This is a genomic window from Meridianimarinicoccus roseus (assembly GCF_003172915.1).
Classification (GTDB): Bacteria; Pseudomonadota; Alphaproteobacteria; order Rhodobacterales; family Rhodobacteraceae; genus Meridianimarinicoccus; species Meridianimarinicoccus roseus.
In genome coordinates, this window is sequence record NZ_QGKU01000003.1 from 25924 (window position 1) to 50523 (window position 24600).

The 24600-nt window shown below is 65.9% G+C and carries 19 protein-coding genes; 5 read left to right on the forward strand and 14 right to left on the reverse strand.

Features of this window, described 5'->3' with window-relative positions; translation table 11 throughout:
* The first annotated feature begins 66 nt into the window (after nt 1-66).
* Nucleotides 67-1458: a VPLPA-CTERM sorting domain-containing protein gene (locus tag DKT77_RS00390; protein WP_109809763.1), complete on the forward strand. Its 1392-nt coding sequence runs from the start codon at nt 67-69 to the stop codon at nt 1456-1458.
* A 70-nt stretch (nt 1459-1528) separates the two neighbouring features.
* Here the strand turns inward: DKT77_RS00390 and DKT77_RS00395 are convergent, their stop codons facing one another.
* The 6 genes from DKT77_RS00395 to putA form a co-directional block, all read right to left on the reverse strand.
* On the reverse strand, nt 1529-2143 hold the full coding sequence (locus DKT77_RS00395) for an LbetaH domain-containing protein (protein WP_109809764.1): 615 nt from the start codon (nt 2141-2143) through the stop codon (nt 1529-1531).
* Nucleotides 2144-2192: 49 nt separating this feature from the next.
* On the reverse strand, nt 2193-3539 hold the full coding sequence (gene phnE / locus DKT77_RS00400) for a phosphonate ABC transporter, permease protein PhnE (protein WP_109809765.1): 1347 nt from the start codon (nt 3537-3539) through the stop codon (nt 2193-2195).
* 3 nt (nt 3540-3542) lie between these two features.
* Complete coding sequence (gene phnE / locus DKT77_RS00405) at nt 3543-4412, reverse strand: phosphonate ABC transporter, permease protein PhnE (protein WP_109809766.1); 870 nt, start codon at nt 4410-4412, stop codon at nt 3543-3545.
* Nucleotides 4413-4481: 69 nt separating this feature from the next.
* Nucleotides 4482-5381 carry a phosphonate ABC transporter substrate-binding protein gene (gene phnD / locus DKT77_RS00410; RefSeq protein WP_109809767.1) on the reverse strand — a complete coding sequence of 300 codons (900 nt, stop codon included), beginning with the start codon at nt 5379-5381 and terminating at the stop codon, nt 4482-4484.
* Between the two features lie 62 nt (nt 5382-5443).
* Nucleotides 5444-6265: a phosphonate ABC transporter ATP-binding protein gene (gene phnC / locus DKT77_RS00415; RefSeq protein ID WP_109809768.1), complete on the reverse strand. Its 822-nt coding sequence runs from the start codon at nt 6263-6265 to the stop codon at nt 5444-5446.
* A 215-nt stretch (nt 6266-6480) separates the two neighbouring features.
* On the reverse strand, nt 6481-9966 hold the full coding sequence (gene putA, locus DKT77_RS00420) for a bifunctional proline dehydrogenase/L-glutamate gamma-semialdehyde dehydrogenase PutA (RefSeq protein WP_109809769.1): 3486 nt from the start codon (nt 9964-9966) through the stop codon (nt 6481-6483).
* Between the two features lie 128 nt (nt 9967-10094).
* On the opposite strand from putA, the gene DKT77_RS00425 reads away from it, so the two are divergent.
* Both DKT77_RS00425 and DKT77_RS00430 read left to right on the forward strand, forming a co-directional pair.
* Complete coding sequence (locus DKT77_RS00425; protein ID WP_109809770.1) at nt 10095-10556, forward strand: Lrp/AsnC family transcriptional regulator; 462 nt, start codon at nt 10095-10097, stop codon at nt 10554-10556.
* Nucleotides 10557-10596: 40 nt separating this feature from the next.
* Nucleotides 10597-12234 (forward strand): CRTAC1 family protein, encoded by a 1638-nt coding sequence (locus DKT77_RS00430; RefSeq protein ID WP_109809771.1) that lies wholly within the window; start codon nt 10597-10599, stop codon nt 12232-12234.
* On the opposite strand, the gene DKT77_RS00435 is transcribed toward DKT77_RS00430, so the two are convergent.
* From DKT77_RS00435 to DKT77_RS00470, 8 genes are all read right to left on the reverse strand, one after another.
* Entirely contained in the window at nt 12231-13556 is a 1326-nt protein-coding gene (locus tag DKT77_RS00435) for a cytochrome-c peroxidase (protein ID WP_109809772.1), read from the reverse strand. The genes DKT77_RS00430 and DKT77_RS00435 overlap by 4 nt on opposite strands.
* Before the next feature lie 67 nt (nt 13557-13623).
* Nucleotides 13624-14769 carry an iron-containing alcohol dehydrogenase gene (locus tag DKT77_RS00440; RefSeq protein ID WP_109809773.1) on the reverse strand — a complete coding sequence of 382 codons (1146 nt, stop codon included), beginning with the start codon at nt 14767-14769 and terminating at the stop codon, nt 13624-13626.
* Between the two features lie 3 nt (nt 14770-14772).
* A complete protein-coding gene (locus DKT77_RS00445) occupies nt 14773-16146 on the reverse strand; it encodes an aldehyde dehydrogenase family protein (protein WP_109809774.1) in 1374 nt (457 codons plus the stop codon).
* A 55-nt stretch (nt 16147-16201) separates the two neighbouring features.
* Nucleotides 16202-17563 (reverse strand): glutamine synthetase family protein, encoded by a 1362-nt coding sequence (locus DKT77_RS00450; protein WP_109809775.1) that lies wholly within the window; start codon nt 17561-17563, stop codon nt 16202-16204.
* A gap of 73 nt (nt 17564-17636) precedes the next feature.
* Nucleotides 17637-18677, reverse strand: coding sequence for a TRAP transporter substrate-binding protein (locus tag DKT77_RS00455; protein WP_109809776.1), 1041 nt, complete (start codon nt 18675-18677; stop codon nt 17637-17639).
* 70 nt (nt 18678-18747) lie between these two features.
* On the reverse strand, nt 18748-20073 hold the full coding sequence (locus DKT77_RS00460; protein WP_109809777.1) for a TRAP transporter large permease: 1326 nt from the start codon (nt 20071-20073) through the stop codon (nt 18748-18750).
* Nucleotides 20073-20582 carry a TRAP transporter small permease subunit gene (locus tag DKT77_RS00465; RefSeq protein WP_109809778.1) on the reverse strand — a complete coding sequence of 170 codons (510 nt, stop codon included), beginning with the start codon at nt 20580-20582 and terminating at the stop codon, nt 20073-20075. Before DKT77_RS00465 ends, DKT77_RS00460 begins: the two co-directional genes overlap by 1 nt.
* Entirely contained in the window at nt 20579-21361 is a 783-nt protein-coding gene (locus DKT77_RS00470; RefSeq protein ID WP_109809779.1) for an N-formylglutamate amidohydrolase, read from the reverse strand. Before DKT77_RS00470 ends, DKT77_RS00465 begins: the two co-directional genes overlap by 4 nt.
* A 139-nt stretch (nt 21362-21500) precedes the next feature.
* Here DKT77_RS00470 and DKT77_RS00475 point away from each other — a divergent pair, with 139 nt between their 5' ends.
* Both DKT77_RS00475 and DKT77_RS00480 read left to right on the forward strand, forming a co-directional pair.
* Nucleotides 21501-22340 (forward strand): MurR/RpiR family transcriptional regulator, encoded by an 840-nt coding sequence (locus tag DKT77_RS00475; protein WP_274520038.1) that lies wholly within the window; start codon nt 21501-21503, stop codon nt 22338-22340.
* 72 nt (nt 22341-22412) lie between these two features.
* Nucleotides 22413-24584 (forward strand): malate synthase G, encoded by a 2172-nt coding sequence (locus DKT77_RS00480; protein ID WP_109809781.1) that lies wholly within the window; start codon nt 22413-22415, stop codon nt 24582-24584.
* The last annotated feature ends 16 nt before the right edge of the window (nt 24585-24600 follow it).

Genomic DNA, 24600 nt, shown 5'->3' on the forward strand with positions numbered 1-24600 from the left:
ACTTTCTTGACCCGGCGCCGTAACGACGGTTAACGAACCTTGACCATCTTCCAAGGAGCTTTGCCGATGCGTTTCGTTATCCTGTCCGCGCCCGCCGTCTCTTTGACTTCGCTGCTGTCCGGTGCACCCGCGCTTGCCGCATGTGTCGAGAACCCGGCGGGCACGTATGTCTGCACCGGCCTTCAAACCGGCGGGCTGACCGATAACGGCGACGATGTCAGCGTCACGGTGGTGTCAGGCGCCGAGGTCCAGAACGCGGGCGGCGACGCTTTGCGCGTGCGCGGCAACGACACCACCGTCGTGAACAACGGCACGCTGACCGCGGATGGCGATGGCGTGGACAGCGGCGACGATGGGTTCGGCCTGACCGTGATTAATACCGGCAGCATGAACGTGCAGGCGCGTGGCGTGAACGCCGACAACGAGGACAACGTCACCGTCGACAACAGTGGGACGATCAACGCGCCCAACAATGACGGCATCCGACTTGGCGATGGCGTGAATGCCACGTTCCGCAACACCGGGGTTTTGATCTCGGGCGACGAGGGCATGGAAGCAGGGAACAGCGCCACGGTGCTGAACCGCACCGGTGCCAGCATCACCGCGCTGGAAGATGCCGTGCAGGTTGGAGAAGACGCGCAGATCCTGAACGAGGGCGCGATCATCAGCACGGGTACCGACGGCGACGGGCTCGACATGGACAGCGGTATCGTGATCAACACCGCGACGGGGACCATCGCCACCGCTGCGTCCAGCTCCGCAGGGATCGATTTCGATGCCAGCGCCGTTGCGCAAAGCGTCATCGTGAACAGCGGCTCCATCGAGGGCGGCATAGGCATCCAGGTCGAACTGGGAGGCGCCGACCCGGCCAACACACAAACGCAGATCGTGCTGACCGACGGGATCATCACCGGGACAGGCGGACTGGCGGTGGAACTGGGCGAAGGCGCCGATACCGTGGCGGTGTTCGACTCGTTGGCCTTCCTGTCGCAAAGTGGCGTTCCGGTGCAGTCGGGGGATGTGGTGGACGTGACGCTGGGCTCAGGAGCGGCGGCGCAGATCAATGGGCTGGTCAGCCTCGGCGCGGGCGACGATTCCGCCGGGTTTTTCAATATGGCCGATGGCGGCATGCTCTACGATGCCGTACTGGACGACATCTTCGACGGCGGCGCTGACACCGACACCGCGTTCTTCTCTGCCGGGCTGGCGGAGCTTGCAAGCTCCGTGCTGGCGGGTGAAGTGCTCAGCCTGACCTTCGCAAGCGGTCAGATGACCCAGGTAGTGAACTTCCGCAACTTCGAGTTCTTCACCTTCGGCATCGATCCGGTTACCGGGCTGGGCGGTCAGACTGTCGCGCTGGCCGATCTGACCGCGCCGATACCGCTGCCCGCAGGGCTGCTGTTGCTCGGCGGGGGGCTTGCCGTACTGGGCGCCGCGCGCGCCCGTCGCCGCGCCTGACAGCGGATCGCGCGCTGCAGGAGACGGGCTGCCCGCCGGGGCGGCCCTTTCTTGTCGCTCGCGAGGCGGGTTATTCGTGCCGCTCAAGGAAGGCTTCTGCGGGCAGCGTGCGGAAATCCTCCAGTGCGGCGCGCAGGCGCTCGTGGCTCCAGTCCCACCAGGCCAGCGTCATCATCCGGTCCGCGATGCCGGGCGCAAGGCGCGGTCTGACCGGCTTGGCTGGCAGGCCCGCCACAATGACGTAGGGTGGAACGTCCTTGGTGACGACGGCCCCGGCAGCGACGACTGCGCCGTGGCCAAGCGTCACCTCTGGCTTGATCATTGCGCCGTGCCCGATCCATGTATCGTTCCCGATCACCGCGCGCCGCGACCTGCGATGCGCGAACCACACCTCGTCTGCTGCCGCGTCATCGAAATAGTCGTCTGAACGGTAGTGGAAGTGATGCAGGCTCGCCTTGTCCATCGGGTGGTCGGTCGCGCCAATCCGGGTGAAGCTGGCGATGTTGGCGAACTTCCCGATCGAGGCATTTGCGATGTCGGCATAGCGGTCGCAATAGGAATAATCTCCGATCTCGCTGTGCGCCACGCGGCTGCCGCGCCCGATCTCGACATAGCGCCCGAAACGCGTGTCGGTGATCTCGCAATCCGGGTGCAGGAATGGCGCTTCCGCAGTCAGCCGTGCCATGTGGCTGCTCCGGCTTGCTGCACCGTTCGCGGCGGGTTAGGGCGCGCGATCACGCGTCGCCGCCCCCGGTGATGAGCCGCCGCCGGAGCACGCCCGACACCCAGTCCATGAACATGACCATAAGAACGATCAAAAAGATGTAATAACTCACTTCTTCCCAGTCCTTTTGGGTGATGATCGCCTGCGTCAGCAGCAGCCCGATCCCGCCGCCTGTGATCGCGCCGATCACGGTCGCGCTGCGCGTGTTGCTTTCGAGATAATACAGCACCTGGCTGAGCAGCACCGGGGTGACCTGCGGGATCACCCCGAAGCGGTAGCGTTGAAGCGGTTTGGCACCCGTGCTCTGCACGCCTTCGATTTGCTTGTCGTCGACATTCTCCAGCGCTTCGCTGAACATCTTGCCGAAGCTGCCGCTGTCGGTGATGAGGATCGCCAGCGCGCCGGTCATTGGCCCCGGCCCGAAAGCGCGGCTCAGGATGATCGTCCAGATCAGCCCGTCCACTCCGCGCACGAAGTCGAACACGCGGCGGATGGCGAAACGAACCGCGCTCAGCCGGTTGAAGTTTCGCGCCGCGACGAACGCCATGGGTAGCGCCACGATCGCCGCGCCCATTGTGCCGAGGAACGCCATCAGGATGGTCTCGAAGATAGCCCATAGCACGTCCTTGTGGCGCCACATCTCGTTGTTCCAGACATCCGATGCGATGGCGGACAGGTTGCTCCGGTCCGGTTCCACCCGGTCGCGGCTTAATGCCAGCGAAGCGAGTTCGACCGGCGACTTGCCATGAAAAGGACTGTCCAGCGTGAACCAGAACAGTTCCCAGCCGAAGGAATAGCGGTAGACCTCGGCCCGGGCGCGGGTGACGATCGCGCGGCCGCCCTCGCCGGTGATGTCGATGCGCGCGCTGCTGGCGCTGATCCAGTCCGGCAGTGGGCCGGGGGGCGTTTCCAGGATGATCTCGCGGCCCTCGACCCGCACAAGGATGTCGCCGTAATCCGGCACCGAATAGACCAGCGATGCGCCGTCTATCACGGCGCTTTCGCCGTCGGTGAGCGCGATGCGCGCGGTATCGGGCCCGGTCATAGTGACGAAGTCTGGGGTCATGCCTTCGGGGTAGGTACCCTTGCGCTCGCCCTCCACGGCGATGCTGGTGCCGCCGTTGCGGTTGTCGTGGGTGATGTGCGTCTTGTAGCTGTAGCTGTCGGCCACCAGCACGGCCGCGTTGTCCATGCGCGCGCGTTCGGCAAGGCCGGGAAGGTCGAAGGCGAAGAACACGTAGGTGAAATAGGCCAGGAGGACGGCCGGAACGGCGAAGGCTGCGATGCGCTTGCCGCGAAACAGCGTGTCGATGTCCCGGCGCAGGTCGGTGGTGACGCCGCTGTCGGTGATGGTCATGTCTCAGCCCCTTCCCACAAGCTTGTTGCGGTAGTGGTCGGATAACTGGTCGAAGAACACGATGGTCAGGAACAGCAGCAGGAAGATCGCCGCGACCTCGTCATAGCGACCCTGCCCCCACGAGAACGCGTTCTTCAGATCGTAGCCGATCCCGCCCGATCCCACGAAGCCGAGGATGGCGGAGGCCCGGATGTTGATCTCGAACCGCAGCAGCGCATAGCTGAGGTAGTTTGGCGCGACCTGCGGGATAACACCCAGCCACATCCGCTGCGTCCACGTCGCCCCGACCGAGGCGAGTCCCTCCACCGGCTTCAGACTGGCATTCTCGTTCACTTCCGAGAAAAGCTTGCCAAGCGCGCCGACCGTGTGGATCGCGATGGCGATCATGGCCGGAACCGGGCCGCCGCCCAGAATGAAGATCAGCACCAGCGCGATCACGATCTCGGGCACCGCGCGCATCACGTCCATGGCACGGCGCACCGGGCTGATCAGCGCCGGAAACTTGGCCAGCCCGCGCGTGGCCAGCAGTGACAGGATCACCGCAAGGATCGCGCCCAGCAGCGTGGCCGCCGCCGCGATGTTCAGCGTCTCGATAAGCGAGGGCAGGAATTCGATCATAAGTCCGGGCAGGAGTGCCGCCTTCTCGCGCGCCTCGGCCACGACCTCGCCGGGAAACTGGAAGATGTTGAGGATACCGTCCCAGAACCCGCCCGCGTTGCGGCTGTCGGCCAACATGAAGCCCGATGTCATCAGCGCGACGAACACGATCAGCAGGATGCCGCCATACATCCGCTTGGTCCGAGCCATCGCGAGGTAAGCGTCGCGGATCGTGTCGGTGTCGCCATGTGCGCTGCCCAATGACAGGTCGGCCATGTTTCGGTGCCCCTCGGAAAGGAAAGGGCCGGCCCCAGGAAGGGACCGGCCAGATGCAGTTGCGTCAGATCACATCTTCGACTTGCGCGCGTCGATGATCGACAGGTAGGCGTCGTGATTGATCGGCATCAGGCCAAGCGCCTCGCCGGCCATGAAGTTGTAGGCGCAGTCGGGATCCATGGCCGGCATCGAGGCCAGCATCGCGACCATGTCGAGCTTGACGCGCTCGGGCAGCGCTTTGCGCAGCACAACCGGGCCTTCCGGGATCGGCTTGGATTTCCAGATCTCGACCAGTTCGTTCATGTCAACGAGGCCGGCGTCTGACGCCTTGCGCAGCGCGCCCGAGTTGTACCCGTCTTCCCATGCGCCAAGACCGTCGGCCCAGGTCACACCCCCGTCCACATCGCCGTTGGCGACCGCGACGATGGTTTGTTCGTGGCCGCCAGTGAACTTGACCTCACCGAAATAGTCGCCCGACTCCATGCTCGCGCCGGTGGTCTGCGGGATCTCGATGGAGGGGATCAGGTAGCCGGAGGTCGAGTTCGGGTCGCCGAAGCCGAAGACTTTGCCCTGCATGCCTTCGAGCGAAGTGATGCCACTGTCCTTTCGGGCGAAACCGATGGAATGATAGCCGTAGGATCCGTCCACGTTGACCTTGACCAGCACCGGTTCGACCGCTTCCGCATCGGTCAGATAGGTCTTTGCGTAGGCCGATGCGCCCAGCCACGCCATGTCGATGCTGCCGCCCAGAAGACCCTGGATCACGCCGTCATAGTCGGCCGGGGTGAACAGCTTGGTCGGAACGCCAAGCAGTTCCTCGGTAGCGGCGCGCACGCACTCGTTGGACGTCATGCGATCCTGCGCGTTCTCCCCGCCGAGGATGCCTATGCGGAATTCAGTGATGTCCTGCGCCATCGCGGGGGCGGTCAGCGCGGTCGTGGCCAGAACGGCGGCGAAGATTGCTTTCATGGTCTCTCTCCAGGTTGGACTTCCGACCGATGGCCGGGGTGGTTGAAAAGGGGGGGCGGGTGTCAGATCGCGGCCTGCGCCGGGCGCAACATGGCGCCTGCGTCGTCCAGCGCCTCGATCGAGGTCGAGGTCGCCGCTTCGGAGAACCCGGCGTCGGCACCGTAGATGTCGCGCGCCACGCCCGTGGTCAGCTGCGCGGGCGTGCCGTCGAACACGACGCGGCCCTCGCGCATTCCGATCACGCGGTCACAATAGCGCCGTGCGGTATCGAGGGTGTGCAGGTTCGCGATCACCATGCGCCCGTCCTCGTCATGGATGCGGCGCAGCGCGTCCATGACAATCTGTGCGTTCATCGGATCGAGGCTGGCGATCGGTTCGTCGGCGAGGATGATCTTGGGATCCTGCATCAGTGCTCGGGCGATCGCGACGCGCTGCTGCTGGCCGCCGGACAGCGCCTCGGCCCGCTTTGGGGCCTGCGCGGCGATGCCAAGCCTATCAAGGATGTCGATGGCTCGGTGGATGTCCTCGCGCGGATAGAGGTTGAACATCGTTGCCAGCGTGGAGCGGCGGTTCAGAGTGCCATGGAGCACATTGCTGACCACATCCATCCGCGGCACGAGGTTGAACTGCTGGAAGATCATCGCACATTGGCCCTGCCAGGCCCGGCGTGCGCCGCCGCGCAGGGCGGTCACGTCCTGTCCCTCGAACAGGACATGCCCCTCGGTCGCGTCGGATAGTCGGTTCACCATGCGCAGAAGCGTGGACTTGCCCGCGCCAGAGGCGCCGATGATCCCGATCATGGCAGGTTTCGGGAAGGTCAAGCTTACCGCGTCGACTGCGGTGTTACCCTTGAAGCGTTTCGTCAGGCGGTCGAATGTCAGCATCTGGCCCCCGCTGTTTCATCGAGCGGGTATCCCGGCCTGCCGACCGTTTTGTGTCAGGTGCGTAACTGTTTTGTAAAATTGCACCGTGACGTCGCGGGGGCGTCTGCCAACGGTTGCGGGCCCCTCGCTTGCGCGGCAATCCGGCCAGCGGGGCGGCACGGCCTGCCCGGATAGCAGGCAGGCCGACGCATCTTGGTGCGGTTCGCGAAAGCGGATCAGCCGCCTGCTGCAGCCAGCAGGCTTGCGTTGCCGCCCGCCGCCGTGGTGTCGATGCAGACATGGCGTTCCACGAGGCAGCGTTCGGCCAGATCGTCCTCGGCCAGAAGCGGCAGGATCGCGCCGTCGCGGCCTGCAAGCGCGCGGCGCGCCGCGGCCAAATCCTCCGGGCCGGACCACAGCGCCACCGCGTGGAACCCCTGCAGCCGCCCCAGTGCCGCCCGGTCCAGCACGCCGTCCACCGACAGCGGCCCGGTCGCCCCCGGCACGACGATGACCGCGCGGCAGCCGTTTCCGCGCGCCACGCGCGCCTGCTCTGCGGCCGCGTCGCGGCTTGGCCCCAGGCACAGCACGACGCCGCGGCCATAGACCGAGAAGCGGTTGCTTTCGCCGGTCGGGCCGGGCAGCGAGACGCTGCTCAGCGCGCCGGGTTGCGCGCCGCCCGCTGCGTCAATGGCCGCCTGCACCGCCGCCTCGTCCGCGCTGTGCCCGTCCAGCGGATCGAGCCGCCGCGTGGCGGGCTTGGTGAATCGTGCCACGTAGGCCGGGCCCCCGGCCTTGGGGCCAGTGCCGGACATGCCTTCGCCGCCGAATGGCTGACTGCCGACTATGGCCCCGATCTGGTTGCGGTTGACGTAGATGTTGCCAACGCGCAGCGCCTCGGTCACTTCCGCGACACGGTCGTCGATGCGCGAATGGATGCCGAAGGTCAGCCCGAAGCCCGACCCGTTGATCGCCGCCAGCACTTTTTGCATATCGCGCGCCTTGTAGGTGGCGACGTGGAGCACCGGGCCGAAGATCTCGCGGTCCATGTCTTGCAGGCCGCGTACCTTGATGACGGTCGGGGCGATGAAGGTGCCGGCACTGGGCACGGACAGTTCCTTCAGCACCCGTCCCTCGGCGCGCGCGGCGTCGATATAGGCGGCGATGTCGTCTCGTGCAGTTTCGGTGATGACAGGGCCGATATCGGTCGCAAGGTCCCACGGGTCGCCCAGCTTCAATTCGTCCATTGCTCCGTAGAGCATCTTCAGAACGGTGTCCGCCACGTCCTCTTGGACGTAGAGGCAGCGCAGCGCCGAACAGCGCTGCCCGGCCGACTGGAATGCGCTTGCGAGGATGTCGCGCACCGCCTGTTCCGGCAAAGCGGTGCTGTCCACGATCATCGCATTCAGTCCGCCAGTTTCGGCGACCAGCGGCGCTGTAGGCGCCATCTTGTCGGCCATCGCGCGGTTGATCCCCTGCGCCGTTGCGGTTGAGCCGGTGAAGCACACGCCTGAAACGCGGGAATCCGAAGTGATCGCCGCCCCCACGGTCTTGCCTGTACCCGGCAGCAGCTGCAACGCGCTGCGCGGCACACCCGCATCATGCAGGCAGGCCACCGCCAGTTGCGCGGTCAGCGCCGTGGGTTCTGCCGGCTTGGCCAGCACCCCGTTGCCTGCCGCAAGGCAAGCAGCGATCTGCCCCGTGAAGATCGCCAGCGGGAAGTTCCAGGGCGAAACGCAGGCCATCACGCCGCGCGCCGGGGCATCCAGTTCGCGCCCCCGCGCCGCGTAATAGCGCAGAAAATCCACAGCTTCACGCAACTCGCCGATGGCGTCGGCCTGCGTCTTGCCGGCCTCGCGGCACAGCACCGCGAAAAGCTCGCCGAAGCGTTCTTCCATCAGTTCGGAGGCGCGTGTCAGCGCCGCCGCCCGCTCCCCGGCCGGGGCCTTCCAGGCCTCGGCCGCCGCCAGTGCGTTCTCCACGTCATCGGGACTGGCCTCTGTTACGCGGCCGACAAGATCGTCCGGGCGGGCCGGGTTGCGCACCTCGTGCTCCGTGCCGCCCCCCGACGCGGCGGCCGCCGCCAGCACCGGCCCGGCCGACCATGTCGCGCGCGCGAAGTCACCCCGCGCCGCGTCGATTTCGCCGGTGTCCAACATGTCCCGCAAGTTCCAGCCGCGCGAATTGCGCCGCTCCGTGCCATAAAGGTCCGCCGGGGCCAGCACGGCGCGGTTGTTTCCGCCACGGTCGAAGGCGACAAACGGGTCGGCAGCGACTGTTTCGGGGGGCACGTTCTCGTCCACGATCTGATTCACGAAGCTGCTGTTCGCCCCGTTCTCCAGGAGTCGTCGAACCAGATAGGCCAGCAGGTCGCGATGTGCCCCCACCGGCGCATAGATCCGGCAGCGCGCGCCCGCGTTCTTGATCACGAGGTCATGCAGCGCCGCACCCATCCCGTGCAGGCGCTGGAACTCGAACCGCTCACGGTCGGTCCCGGCCAGTTCCAGGACCGCCGCAACAGTATGCGCGTTATGGGTGGCGAACTGCGGATAGATCCGGTCGGTGCGGTCCAGCAGCTTTTCGGCGCACAGAATGTAGTGCACGTCCGTCGCTTCCTTGCGCTGGAAGACGGGAAAGCCTTGCAGTCCTTCGACCTGCGCGCGCTTGATCTCTGTGTCCCAGTACGCACCCTTGACCAGTCGCACCATGATCTTGCGGTCCAGCCGTTCGGCCAGCGCATAGAGCCAGTCGATCACGTGGCCCGCGCGCTTGCCATAGGCCTGCACCACAACGCCGAAACCGTCCCAGCCGGAAAGGCTGTCATCCGCCAGCACGGCCTCGATCACATCGAGCGAGATATCGAGGCGGTCCGCCTCCTCTGCGTCGATGTTCAGTCCCATGCCCGCCTCGCGCGCCATCCTTGCCAGCGCCAGCGTGCGCGGCACCAGTTCGGCCATGACGCGGTCGCGCTGCATCTCGTCATAGCGCGGGTGCAGAGCCGACAGCTTGATCGAGATGCCGGGGTTGCGCCGCGTGTCCTTGGACTTGCATTCCGCCGCCAGCTTCCTGATCGCCCCGGCATAGGCATCGTAGAAATCCTGCGCGTCATGGGCGGTCAGCGCAGCTTCGCCCAGCATGTCGTAGCTGTAGGTGTAGCCCTTCTTCTGCATTTCGTGGCCCCGCGCGACGGCTTTCTCGATGGTCTCGCCCAGAACGAACTGTGCGCCCATCTCGCGCATGGCGCGGCCTACGGCGGTGCGGATCACCGGTTCGCCGAGGCGCCGCACGGCGCCGCGCAGCGTCTGCGCCATGCCGGTGCCGTCCTTGAGCACCTTGCCGGTCAGCATCAACCCCCAGGTCGCGGCATTGACCAGAGAAGACGACGAATGCCCAAGGTGGGTGCCCCATTCGCTGGGGGCGATCTTGTCCTCGATCAGTGCGTCGATCGTGTCGGCATCGGGAACGCGCAGAAGCGCCTCGGCAAGGCACATCAGTGCGACGCCTTCCTCGGTGGACAGACCATACTCGGCAAGGAACACTTCCATCAGGCCGGGGCGGCTGTCGTTTCGGATGCCTTGGACCAGCGTGACGGCGCGCTTGTGCGTGGCGTCGCGCAGGGCCGCGTCGAAGCGCGTGGCGGGCCTGATCGCGGCGATCACGTCGGCGTCGGAAGCGAGCGTCTGGCGACGCATGGACTGGCGGATCGTTTCAAGCTCGGTCATGGCGCAACTCCTGCGGTGGCTCTGGGCTCTCTACACCTGCTTGCCAAAGTCTGTCCGACCGAAGATAGTCAAAATGCAGTCCGATCACGTCGGATTTATGACTTACTAAAGGTCAAACGCCCATAAAAATGGAAAATCGCAAACAAATCGACCAGTACGACCGCCGGATCCTGGATGAGCTGACCCGCGACGGGCGGGTGTCGGTCACGGAACTGGCGCGCCGGGTGGGCCTGTCGAAAAGCCCGGCGCAGGTGCGGATGCAGCGGCTGATCGCCGAAGGCTACATCCTAGGTTTCTCGGCCATGCTGGACCAGGCGCGGCTCGGACGCAACCATGTCGCCTTCGTGGAGGTAAAACTGACCGACACCACGGAACCGGCGCTGCGCGCGTTCAACGCCGCCGTGCGCGCGATTCCGGAAATCGAGCAGTGCCACATGATCGCGGGCGCGTTCGACTACCTGCTGAAGGTACGCACCAGCGATATCGGCAGTTACCGGATGATACTGGGCGAACAGATCTCCAGCCTGCCGCATGTCGGCAGCACCTCGACCCATGTGTCGATGGAGTCGGTGAAGGACCAGACTCTCTGAGCGGCTTGCGCGGCGCGCCGGTCGTGGCCATGGTGCCGCCATGCGCCTGACCGTTCTTTACCGCCTTGTCCTTGCCGCCCTTGCCGCGCTGCCTGCTTCGGCGCAGACCGACGCCTATCGTGCCGCGGGCCCGGTGTCGCGGCCTGTGCAGACCACCGCGCCCCGTGCCGACGGCCCCGGCCCGCGTTTTTCCGACATGCGTGCGGTCCTGCCCGGCCCGCAGCATGTCTATGGCGGCGGGTGGGAGCATTTCGTCGGCGGCGGGGTAGCTGTTTTCGACTGCGACGGCGATGCGCGGCCGGACCTACTGGCGGCGGGAGGCGCGGAGCCGACCACCGCATATCGCAACGTGACGCCGCCGGGCGGCGAGTTGGCGTTCGCGACGTTGGCAATCGCGCCGCTGGACGGGGTGACCGGGATCACTGGAGCCTACCCGCTGGATATCGACAGCGATGGCGCGATGGACCTGTTCGTACTGCGCGCGGGTCCCAACATGGCGCTGCGCGGCGACGGGGCCTGTGGATTCCGCGACGCGACCGCCGACTGGGGCATTGCGCCGGGCAACGCGTGGTCCACCGCCTTCACCGCGACCTGGGAGCCGGGGGCGGACTGGCCAACGCTGGCGATCGGAAATTACGTCAACCGGGACGATCCCGACGGCCCCTTCGAGGCGTGCGATGACAATGTGCTGCTGCGCCCTGTCGGGTCGGGTTACGCGGGCCCGGTCGCGCTGTCGCCGGGCTTTTGCGCTCTGTCGGCGCTGTTCTCGGACTGGTCGCGCCAAGGGCGCGCCGACCTGCGCCTATCGAACGACCGGCACTACTACGTGCGTGGTGGATCGGAACAGATGTGGCGCCTGTCGCCTTTGCGGCTTCTGGGCCCGCAGGACGGCTGGCGGCCTATCTCCATCTGGGGCATGGGCATCGCGAGCCGCGATCTGAACAACGACGGCCGACCGGACGTGATGCTGACTTCCATGGGAGACCAGCTTCTGCAATACGCGACCGACACGGCGGGCTATGTGGACGCGCCATGGGGGACCGGCAGCCACGCCACGCGCCCTCATGTCGGCGATGACGGGCGCCCGTCCACCGGTTGGCACGCGCAGTTCGGCGACGTGGACAATGACGGGCTGGCGGACCTGTTCATCGCCAAGGGCAATGTGGACCAGATGCCCGACAATGCGATGCGTGACCCCAACAATTTGCTGATGGGCCGCCCTGACGGCACCTTCGCCGAAGCCTCGGTCGCGGCCGGTATCGCCAGCACTGACCGCGCGCGCGGCGCCGCATTGGCCGATCTGGACGGCGATGGGCGGCTTGACCTTGTTGTGGTGAACCGTCGTGCCCCGCTGGAGTTGTGGCGCAATGTGACCCCGGACACCGGCGCCTGGCTTGCCCTGACGCCCCGACAGGCGGGGCCGAACACGCATGCGGTGGGCGCGTGGATCGAAGCGCGCCGCCCGGATGGGACGGTCGCGGTGCAGGAACGCACAGTCGGCGGTGGCCACGCCGGCGGGCAGGCCGGGCCCCTGCATTTCGGGCTGGGCGCGGCGGACCGCGCCGAGATCCGTATCACCTGGCCGGACGGAGCCGTGTCCGACTGGCTGAGCCTGCCCGCGCGGCAGGCCGTTACGCTGTGGCGCGACGGCGCGCGGCTGGCTGCGCGCAGCGACTAGCGTTCCACCGGCAGACCACTCGGCACGGCGTCGGGCACGCCCAGTCGCCCGGCGATGGCGGCCTCGTCGGTCAGGCTTTCAAGGAACGCGACCAACGCCGCGATCTCGGTCCCGGACAGTGCCACCCCCCAGTCCGTCGCAGCCTTGCGCAGCGCCGCGACCTCGGCCGGATCGTCCATTACCGCGAAATCCGATGCGCCCGGTAGCGCGGGCAGCACCGCCTGCGCGCGATTGTAGCGCTCGGGCGCGGCTTTCGGGTCGGCATGGTCGGCCACGAAGGCCTCAAGGTCCGAATAGGCGCCGTCGTGCCCCCACGGGCCGGTGCGCGCGACGTTGCGCAGGGCAGGCGTGCGAAACGCGAAAAGGTCCGCAGGGTTGGCCGTAACTCGGAAGCGCCCCTCGTCTCGGGCATGCCGTTCGAACCGTCCAACCTTGCCCGGGCCGATCTGCGGCATCCCCATCGCGTGAAAGCCGTGATCGGTCAGGAACGGGCCGGCATGGCAATCGGCGCAGCCGCTCGGCCCGTAGAACAATTCCATGCCCGCAGCTGCCGCCCCTTCCAGCGTGGCCTCGCCGCGCAAGTGGCGGTCGAAGGCGCTGTCGTCGCTGCGCCATTCGAAGGCCATGAAGGCGGCGATTGCGTTGGAGATGTCGGTGAAATGAATGTCCCCCGGCGCATCGAGGTGCGGGTAGACCTCACGGAACCGCGCCGAGTACTCCGGGATCGCGGCGACCCGGCGTGCGATGATGTCCCAAGCCCCGCCCGGCCCGGTGATGCGACCCTGCCGCACGGCCTGCGCCACATCGTTCTCGCTGTAGTGGCCCGCCATCTCGTCCTGGCTGAGCACGGGGAACATGGTCTGTGCTGAAACGATGCCGGAAAACCCGCTGGCCATATCATCTTCCAGCGGGGTGCGGAAGCCCGCCTTGCGCGTCGGGTCCAACTCGATCCGGCCGTCGTGGAAAAGCGCGGGCAGATCCGCTGCGCCCAGGTTGAACAGCGCGGTGGAATTGCGCGGCAGCCGCCGTTCGGGCAGGTTGTCCGGGTCCGCCCTGCGGCTGGGGCCAAGGCCGATCCCGCCCTCGCCCAGCGTCAGCGAAACTCCGTCCGCCGTGGCGAAGCGCGGATGATGACATGATGCGCAGGAAATGTTCCGGTTGCCCGACAGGATCGGGTCGTAGAACAGCAGCCAGCCCAACCGCGCCTCGTCCTCGTTCACGGGTATGAAATCCGCGTCGGACAGCGGGCGTGGCAACCCGTCGCTGTGCGCGGCGGGTGCGCACAGAAACAGGGCCAGCAGCAACAAGCGAAAAGTGGTCATGACGCCACCCTGCCCCCGCCGCCCGGCCCGCGCAATCCCCCGCGATGCGCGGAGCCGGCAGGCGCCGTCACATCAGCGCTTCGAAAAGGGCGCGGGTGTTTTCGCCCGTCATCTCGACCGGGTTTCCGCCGGTGCTGGGATCGCGCAACGCAGCCGCTGTGAGCGCCTCGAGGTCGGGACTGTGCACCCCCAGATCTGTGAGCGTCGCCGGAATTCCCAGCCCCGCGTTCAGGTCGTCCACGAAACGGCAAAAGCCGTCGAACCCCCCGGCAATCCCCAGATACGCCGCCGCCATGTCGAACCGGGCCGCAATGGCGGGCGCATTGAACTGCAGGACGGCGGGCATGCACACGGCATTGGTTGTGCCGTGGTGGGTGTGGTGCACCGCGCCGATCGGATGGCTCAGCGCGTGGATCGCTCCAAGACCCTTTTGGAACGCGGTCGCGCCCATTGCTGCCGCTGACATCATGTGCGCGCGCGCCTCGATGTCGGTGCCGTCGGCATAGGCGCGCGGCAGGTAGTCCTTCACCAGGCGCATCCCTTCCAGCGCGATGCCCTGGCTCATCGGATGATAATGCGGGGAGCTAAAGGCTTCCACGCAATGCGCGAAGGCATCAAGGCCGGTCCCGGCTGTGATCGCGGGCGGCATCCCGATGGTGAGTTCCGGATCGCAGATCACCTGCGCAGGAAGCATCTTGGGGTGGAAGATAATCTTCTTCTCGTGCGTGTCCTCGTTGGTGATCACGCCCGCGCGACCGACCTCGGACCCGGTGCCCGCCGTGGTCGGAATCGCGACGATGGGCGCGATGCCCGCCGGGTCGGCTCGGGTCCACCAGTCGCCGATGTCCTCGAAATCCCACAGCGGGCGGGTTTGCCCGGCCATGAAGGCCAGCACCTTGCCAAGATCGAGGCCAGAGCCTCCCCCGAAGGCGACCACGCCGTCGAAGCCGCCCTCGCGCATCACGCGCAGCCCGTTCTCCACGTTGCGGCCCGACGGGTTGGCGTCCACGTCGGAAAAGATCGCGCGGCCCAGTCCCGCGGCTTCCAGAAGGTCCAGCGCGGCGGCCGTGATCGGCAGGCCTGCAAGCCCGCGGTCGGTGACCAGAAGCGGCTGTGACATGCCGGCAGCGCGGCACGCGTCGGGCAGTTCGGAAATGCGGCCCGCGCCGAAGCGCACGGCGGTCGGGTAGGACCAGTTGCCAACCAGTTTCATCTGTCAGCCCTTCTTGAGGTGGTAGGATTTCGGCCGGGTCAACGCCTGGTAGCCTAGCATGGACAGGCCGGTGCCGCGCCCGGTGTCTTTGCAGCCGGTCCAGCATAGCGCCGGGTCGAGATAATCGCAGCGGTTCATGAACACGGTGCCTGTGCGCAGCCGTGCCCCTATCCGGTCCGCCGCCGCTGCGTCGCGGGTGTATATGGCGGCAGTCAGGCCGAACTGACAATCGTTCATCAGCGCGATCGCCTCTTCGTCGCCGCCGACCGGCATGATGCCGACCACCGGGCCGAAACTTTCCTCGCGCATCACGGCCATATCGTGGGTGACCCCGGTCAGCACCTGCGGCGTCAGGTAGGCCCCGCCGTCATCGGCCTTGAAGGTCGGCACATGGGCCGTCGCCCCCGCCGCGACGGCATCGGCGATCTGGGCGCGCACAACCTGCGCGAAGCGCACATGGGCCATCGGCCCCAGCGTCGTTTCCGGGTCAAGCGGATTGCCCAGCACCATGCCGCGCGCGACCGATACCGCCTTTTCGACGAAGGCGTCGAACAAGCTTTCATGGACGTAGATCCGTTCGATTCCGCAGCAGCACTGGCCGGAATTGAACAGCGCGCCGTCCATCAGACCGTCCACGGCGGCGTCGAGGTCGGCATCCTCGCGCACATAGCCCGGGTCCTTGCCGCCGAGTTCGGTGCTGACCGCGGCGAAGGTTCCGGCGGCCGCGCGTTCGATCGCACGCCCGCCGCCGACCGATCCGGTGAAGTTGACAAAGTCGAAGGCACGCGACGCGATCAGGGCACTCGTCGTGTCATGGTCCAGCACGACGTTCTGGAATACGTCCTCGGGCACGCCCGCCGCGTGGAACGCTTCGGCCAGATGCTCGCCGACAAGCAGCGTTTGCGTGGCATGTTTCAGCACGACCGCGTTGCCTGCGATCAGCGCGGGTGCCAGCGTGTTGATCGCCGTCATGTAGGGATAGTTCCACGGCGCCACAATTAGCACGGTGCCTTGCGGCTCGCGGGCGATCTTGCGCAGGAAGCGGTCGCTGTCTTCGATCACGGTGGGCGCCAGCGCCTCGGGCGCGATGTCGGCCATGTAGTCGGCGCGTTCCTTGAAGCCGCCATATTCGCCGCCATAGCGCACCGGGCGACCCATCTGGTGCGCGAGTTCTGTGGCCATGCGGTCCGTCTGGGTGCCGATGATCTCGACCGCACGGCGCACCAGCGCGATGCGGTCGGACAGCAGCCGTGCGGCCCAGTCGGGCTGCGCGGCCCGCGCGCGTGAGGCGGCGTCCTGTGCCGCTTCGGCGGAGAGGATGGGGCGGCGGGCATGGACCGAGCCGTCGATGGGCGAGATGCAGTCGAGCGTTCTCACGTCGTTTCCTTTGGATGGCGCGCCGACGCGCGGCGCAGTCGTTGCAGGGTTGCGGTCAGGCCTTCTCGAAGCCACGCGCGATTTCCCAGTCGGTGACGGCGCGGTCGAACTCTTCCTGCTCCCATTCCGCGCAACGGGTGTAGTGGTCAACCACCCCGTCGCCGAAGGCGGCCCGCAGCATGGCCGAGCTGCGAAGCGTTTCGGTCGCCTCGCGCAGGCTGCGCGGTACTTCCTCACCGTCGCTGTCGTAGATGTCGCCGCTCATCGGCGGCGCGAGGTCCAGCCTCTCCTCGATACCCTTCAGGCCCGCGGCCAGCATCGCCGCTTGCGCGAGATAGGGATTGAGGTCTGACCCGCCGATGCGGCACTCCACGCGCACGCCGGGCGTGCCGTCACCGCACAGGCGGAAGGCGGCGGTGCGGTTGTCCACCGACCATGCGGTGCGGGTCGGTGCGAAGGTGCCCTTGGCGAAACGCTTGTAGCTGTTCACGTAGGGCGCAAGAAAGAAGGTGTAGTCAGCGGCATAGGCGATCAGCCCGGCAAGATAGGCGCGCATCAGCGCCGACATGCCAAGTTCGGCCTGCGGGTCGAAGAAGGCGGGCGCGCCGTCGCGCCACAGGGATTGGTGCACATGGCTTGAGCTGCCGACACGGCCCGGCGCGAGCTTGGACAGGAAACTGGCGGCATGGCCATGCTGCCAGGCGATTTCCTTGACCGCGTGCTTGGCGATGGTGTGGTGATCGGCGCAGGCCAGCGCGTCCGCGTAGCGGATGTTCAGTTCTTCCTGCCCGGCCTCGGCCTCGCCCTTGGTGCCTTCCACTGGAATGCCCGCTGCGGCAAGGTGATTGCGCACCGGGCGCAGGATCTTCTCCTCCTTGGTGGTGGCGAAGATGTGGTAATCCTCGTTGTACTTGCCCAGCGGGGTCAGGTCGCGGAAGCCGCCTGCCCGGATCTCGTCCAGCGACTTGTCAAACAGGAAGAATTCCAGTTCCGTCGCCATAACGGGCGCAAGGCCCATCGCTTCGGCACGGGCGACCTGTGCCTTGAGCATGGCGCGCGGGTCGTGCGGCACAGGCGCGTGGGCGTGATGGTCGAGGATGTCGCACAGCACCATCGCCGTGCCGTCGAGCCACGGCACCGGGCGCAGCGTGTCGAGGTCGGGCTGCATGATGTAATCGCCATAGCCCTTGGCCCAGCTGGACGCGGCATAGCCGTCAGGCGTGGCCATCTCAAGGTCGGTCGCCAGAAGGTAGTTGCAGCAATGAGTTTCGTGGTGGGAATGGTCCACGAAGTTGCGGGCGTGAAAGCGCTTGCCCATCAATCGGCCCTGCATGTCGGTGAAACATGCCAGCACGGTGTCGATGCGGCCCTCGGCCACGGCGGTCTTCAGGTCGTCGAAACTCAGCACGGCGGGCATGGGTCTTCCTGCTTGTGGTCGAAATAGGCGCCGACCCCGTGCGATACGGGGTCGGCCGATGTGTAGGCGGGGATCACTCGAAGTTGTAGGGCGGTCCGGCCTGGTTGATGACCTCGTTGTAGTCGCGGAAGATCTGCACGATCTTGGCGTGGGTCTCGCTTTCCTCGGCGATCTCGTTCCAGAACTCCTTCGCGGCGTCTTCGACCACCGCCCATTCGTCGGCCGGAACCGACCGCAGCGCCAGCTTGTCGCCCTGCGCGCGCAGTCGTGCCTCGCCGCCCCAGTACCACTGGTTGCGGTAGGTGTGCCCGGCTTCGATCGAGGCCATCACAAGCTGCTTGAGGTGGTCGGGCAGTTCTGCCCAGCGTTCCTGGTTCACGAAGAATGATCCGATCCACGCGCCCGAGATGTTGTTGGTCAGGAAATAGTCGGTCACATCCGCCCAACCGACGGTGTAATCCTCGGTGATGCCGGACCAGGCCATGCCGTCCAGTTCCCCGGTCTGCACAGCGACTTCGGCATCCTCGTAGGGGATGTTCACCGACACGACGCCGAACTTGGCAAGGAAGCGGCCCGCTGTCGGGAAGGTATAGAGCCGCAGACCGTCGAGATCGTCGACCGACGTGATTTCCTTGGTGGTGTTGAAGTTGCAAGGGTCCTGTCCCGCCGCCGACAGCCACTGCACGCCGACCTTGGCGTATTCCTCGCGCCAGATGTCGGCAAGACCGTACTGGTTGAACAGCACTGGCACGTCGAGGATGTGCTTGGTGGCGAAGGGGAAGTAGCCGCCGAACACGCGCAGCGGCGTGGGCGAGGCCATGCTGTCGTCGTCCGAATGCACGCCGTCGATGGTGCCGCGCTGAAGCGCCTGGAACAGCTCGCCCGTGGGCACGATCTGGTCAGCGTAGAACAGCTCGATCTCCAACTCGCCCTGTGCGGCGGCGTTGATGTAATCGATGATCGGCTTGGTCACCTGCTCGCCAAGCGCGGCGCCGGCATAGGTCTGGAACCGCCAGCGGATCGGGGCCTGCGCCTTGACGATGGCCGGGGCCGCCAGCGGTACCGCCAGCGCGCCAGCGCCGGTCGCCGTCAGGAACTTGCGTCTCGTTGTCATGTCACTCTCTCTCCTGTTGGTAAGGGGTCGGATCGGTCCTTGCAGTGTCCCGTTCGCCGGGATCGTTGTATCAGTTTCCATAGACGACACCCGGCAGCCACAGCGCAAGCCCGGGGAATACCATCACCAGCACCAGCGCGCAGACCATCACCAGCACAAAGGGTGTGATCGACCCGTAAATGTCGCGCAGCGTGATCTCGGGCGGGGCCATCGCCCGCATCAGGAACAGGTTGTAGCCGAAGGGCGGCGTCATGTAGGCGATCTGGCAGGTGATCGTGTAGAGGATTCCGTACCAGACAAGGTCGAAGCCAAGTTGTCCGACCAATGGCACGTAAAGCGGCGCCACGATGACCAACATTGCTGTATCGTCAAGAAACGTGCCCATCAGGATGAAGCTGAGTTGCATCAGTATCAGGATCACCCAGGGATTCAGCCCCAGCCGTTCGGTAAAGAGCGCCTCGATGGCCTTCACCGCTCCAAGACCGTCGAATACCGCTCCGAAGGCGAGCGCGGCAAGGATGATCCACATGAACATGCAGGTGATCCCGAGCGTGTTGCGCACGCTCGTTTCGAACACGTCGCGGGTCATGCGGCCCTTGGCGACCGCAACGAGGAATGCCGTGATCGCCCCGATGGCCGAGCTTTCAACCAGCGAGGTCCAGCCGTTGACGAAGGGCACCATCATGGCCGCGAAGATGCCCAGCGGCAGCAGGCCCGCACGCAACAGGCGGAGCTTCTCGGCCCGGCCGACATCGCGGTCCTCGGCGGGCAGCACGGGGCCGAGTTCGGGTTGCAGCCGACAGCGCACGACGATGTAGAGGATGAAAAGCGCCGCCATCATCAATCCCGGCACCACCCCGGCCAGCCACAACTGCCCGACCGGCTGGCGCGCGATCATCGCATAGAGCACGAGCACCACCGAAGGCGGCACGAGGATGCCGAGGCTGGAGCCCGCCTGGATCACGCCAGTGACCATCCGCTTGTCATAGCCGCGTTTCAGCAGTTCTGGCAGCGCGATGGTGGCCCCGATCGCCATGCCCGCCACGCTGAGCCCGTTCATGGCCGACACCAGCACCATCAGTCCGATGGTGCCCACTGCCAGTCCGCCCCGCAGCCCGCCCATCCAGACATGGAACATCCGGTACAGGTCGTCCGCGATGCGGCTTTCGGACAGCACGTAGCCCATGAAGATGAACATCGGCAGTGTCAGCAGTGGGTACCATTTCATCAACTTCATCGCTGCCGAGAAACCCAGGTCGTACCCGCCTCGGTCGCCCCACAGCAGAAGCGCGGCCATCACCGCAACGAAGCCAATGGCCCCGAAGACGCGCTGCCCGGTCAACAGCATCAGCATCATTGTTGAGAACATCAGTGCCGCGATCATCTCGTAGGGCATCAGACGGGCTCTCCCTTCAGGCGCAGGATGTCCTTGGCCAGTTCGGATAGCGCCTGCAACAGCATCAGCGCGATCGCGAAAACCATGATGCACTTGATCGGCCACAGGTAGGGGCGCCACGCCGTCGGGCTGCGTTCGCCGCCGTACTGGAACGAATAGATCGTGCTGTCGATCCCGCCCCACAGCAGAATGCCGAGATAGGTGATCAGGAACAGCACGGTCAGCGCGTCGACCTGTGCCTTGCGACGGTCCGACCAGTTTCCGTACAGCAGATCCATGCGCACGTTCGACCCCATCTGGATCGAGTAGGGTCCTCCCAGCATGTAATAGGCGACCATGGCGAACTGCGCCATTTCGAGTGTCCAGAGCGACGGCACGAAGAAGGTCTTGGACACGGACGACCACAGCAGGATCGCCATGATCACGAAGATGCCGTACATCACAACCCGTCCGATGCGGTAGTTGACGCCATCGACAACGCGCACGAAGCCCCGCAGCGCCCCGGTCATGCCGACCCCTGTTCGGTCACGCCGAGGTCGGCCAGCGCAGTGCCCAGCAGCGCCGACAGGCGGACCACCGCAGCCCCTACGCCCTGCTGGTCGCGGATCAGGTCGTTGCGCAACTCGATCATCACGTTAAGCATCCCCTGCGGTGCAGCATGTCGGTCGAGCGTGTGCAGCACCCCGTCCTGCGGACCGTAAGGCGCATTCAGTGCGCAAAGCCAGCCCGTCTGGCCCGTGTGCACCAGCATCGAACGTGCCAGTCTGTCGTCGTCGCCATGTAGCAGGCCCAGTTCCACGTCCCGCGGTGTGCCGTTGTAGACTGGTGTGAAACTGTGCACCGTCACCAGGACGGTCGGCCGGGTCCGCGCGGCCAACAGCGTGGCAAGCGCGTCGTGGAACGGTTCGTAGACCAGAGCCGTGCGGCGCGCGCGTTCGGCCTGCGGCAGATCCTGGTTTCCAGGGATCTCGAAAACCTCGCTGCGGGCGGGGATCGCGTCATGCGCCTCGGGTGGGCGGTTGCAGTCATAGACCAATCGCGAAAGGCGCCCGGCAACCAGCGGCGCATCGAGCCGCTCGGACAGCCCGCGCGCCAGATCGAGCGCGCCGATGTCCCAGGCGACGTGCGACTGCGCCGCGACTGGGCCAAGGCCCAGTCCATCGAGCGCGGGCGGGATCGTGCGGCTGGCGTGTTCGCACACCAGCACGATCGGCGCGCGTCCACCGGGGTTGGAAACGGCCACCGCAGGGCCGAAGTCGTTGTCGGATCGGGAAGGAGAGAACCGCATGTGTAGACACCACTACATTATTTCAAATCCTGTCAAGAAATTTTCGTAGACGGGTCTACACTGCCTCACTACCCTTGCCGCAATGGTGAAGAACAAGGCAATCGATGTGCCCGTTAACGGCAAGACGGTAAAATCGCTCATGCGTGACAGGATGGCCGACTTGACGCTTTCAGAGCGTCACCTGGCCAGCGTGCTGATGCAGGACTACCCGATCGCGGGGCTGCAATCGATCACGGAACTGGCCCAGGCGGCGCATGTGTCCACCCCGACCGTGGTGCGTATGGCGCGCAAGCTGGGCTTCGACGGGTTCTCGGCCCTGCAGGAGGCGCTGCGCGCCGAGATCTCGGACCAGATCAAGAAACCGATCTCGAAGCTGGACGAAATCTCGGGCGAGGATCAGGCTGCGCACAAGCTCTATCGCTTCGCGGCGGCCGTGTTCCGCAACCTGCATGAAACGCTGGCGCGGATCGACGAGAGCGAATTCGACGCGGTCGCCGCCCTGCTTGCCGATCCTTCGCGCGCGATCTTCATCGAAGGTGGCCGGATCACCCGGTCGAACGCGGACTACCTTTTCAACCACATGCAGATCATCCGCCCCGGTGTCACCGCACTTGGCCGGAGTCCGGGCATCTGGCCGCAGTTCCTGCTGGACATGGATACCTCCTCCGTGCTGGTGCTGTTCGACATCCGCCGCTACGAAAGCGACCTTCTGAAGCTGGCCAAGCTGGCAAAGGCACGGGGCTGCCGGATCGTTCTGTTCACCGACCAGTGGGGGTCGCCCATAGGGCAGCTGGCCGATCACAGTTTCCACGGACTCGTGGAAGCGCCGTCAAGCTGGGACAGCACCATCGCCCTTATGCTGCTGATCGAAGCGCTGATCGCCGAGGTGCAGACACGGCTGGCGGGCGAAAGCCGCACGCGGATCGAGCAACTGGAATCGATGTTCACCGCCACGCGGATGTTCCGGGACTTCAACTGACCGCGCCCGCGGTCTCTTGAACCCGTCATGGCAAGGGGCTACTCCCGCACCGGATATCACCCGGAGGACCATATGACCCAGCAACCGACCCAGCCGCAGATCGACCGTGTGGACCGCGCCGGCCTTCAGGTCGCGCGTGTGCTGGCCGAGTTCATCGAGGATGCGGCCCTCCCGGGCACAGGCGTTGCCGCCGACGCATTCTGGTCGGGCCTTGCCGCGTTGCAACACGATCTGGGCCCGCGCAACGCCGAGCTACTGGCGACGCGCGACGCGCTTCAGAAGCAAATCGACGCGTGGCACGTAAAACGGCGCAACCAGCCGCACGACCACGAGGCCTACAAGGCGTTCCTGACCGAAATCGGCTATCTGCGCCCCGAAGGCGGCGATTTCTGCGTCGAGACAGCCAATGTCGACCCTGAGATCGCGACTGTGCCGGGTCCGCAGCTTGTCGTGCCGATCACCAATGCCCGCTATGCGCTGAACGCGGCCAACGCGCGCTGGGGCAGTCTGTATGACGGGCTCTACGGCACCGACGCGATGGGCAGCCTGCCGCCGGCGGGCGGATATGACCGGGGCCGCGGCGCGCGGGTCGTGGCACGGGTGCGCGTCTTCCTCGACGAGGCGTTTCCGCTTGAAGGCGCGAGCCATGCCGACGCGCGCCGCTACCACGTCCATGACGGTGCGCTTCTGGTCGATGACATGCCGCTGTCGCAGCCCGAGAAATTCGTTGGCTATCGCGGGCATCCCCGCGCGCCGGAGGCGGTGCTGCTGCGCAACAACGGGCTGCACGTGGAACTGGTGTTCGACCGCACCCACCCGATCGGCAGCCGCGACCAGTGCGGCCTTGCCGATGTTCGGCTGGAAAGCGCCGTGTCCGCGATCATGGATTGCGAGGACAGCGTCGCCTGCGTCGATGCCGAGGACAAGGTGCTGGCCTATCGCAACTGGCTTGGTCTGATGAAGGGTGATCTGACCGAAAAGGTCGAAAAGGGCGGCCGCACCATCACCCGCGCGCTTAGCCCCGATCCGGTCTTCACAGCGCCACACGGAGGTGAGGTCGCGGTCAAGGGCCGGGCGCTCATGCTGGTGCGCAATGTCGGCCACCTGATGACCAATCCCGCGATCCTCGACCGCGACGGCAACGAGATCTTCGAAGGCCTGATGGACGCTATGATCACGGCGCTCATCGCCAAGCATGACCTGGCCAAGACGGACGGACCGCGCAATTCGGTGGCCGGGTCGGTTTATGTGGTCAAGCCCAAGATGCACGGTCCCGACGAGGTCGCCTTCGCGGGCGAGATCTTCGCCCATGTCGAGAAAGTGCTGGGCCTTCCGCCCTATACCGTAAAGCTGGGTATCATGGACGAGGAGCGCCGCACCTCCGTCAATCTGAAGGAGTGTATCCGCGCGGCGCTGCACCGGGTATGCTTCATCAACACCGGATTTCTGGACCGCACAGGCGACGAGATCCACACCTCGATGGAGGCCGGACCGTTCTCGCGGAAGGATTTCATCAAACGCAAGGGCTGGATCACCGCCTACGAGAACCAGAATGTCGATATCGGGCTGGAATGCGGCCTGTCCGGCCGCGCGCAGATCGGCAAGGGCATGTGGGCCATGCCCGACCGGATGGCGGCGATGGTCGAAACCAAGATCGAACACCCGAAAGCGGGCGCCAACTGTGCCTGGGTGCCAAGCCCCACGGCGGCCACGCTGCACGCGCTGCATTACCACCGGGTCGATGTGTTCGCGGTGCAGGACACGCTGAAAAAGGGCGGGCGCCGGGCTTATGTGGATGCGCTTTTGGGCATCCCCGTTGCGAGCTTCCGCAAGTGGAGCAGCGCGCAGATCCGGCGCGAGGTCGAAAACAACGCGCAAGGCATCCTCGGCTACGTCGTGCGTTGGATCGACCAGGGGGTCGGGTGTTCCAAGGTGCCCGACATCAACGACGTTGGTCTGATGGAAGACCGCGCGACCTGCCGCATCTCTGCCCAGCACATCGCCAACTGGCTGCATCACGGCGTCATCGGCGAGGCCGAGACGATGGAGATCATACAAAAGATGGCCGAGGTGGTGGACCGCCAGAACGCGGGCGATCCGGCCTATGTGCCGATGGCGCCCGGATTCGACGGGATCGCCTTCCGTGCGGCCTGCGATCTGGTCTTCCTCGGGGCACAGCAGCCGTCGGGCTACACCGAACCGGTGCTGCACGCGCGGCGGATTGAACGCAAGGCGCAGGCCTGAGCGACGGGCGGGGCGC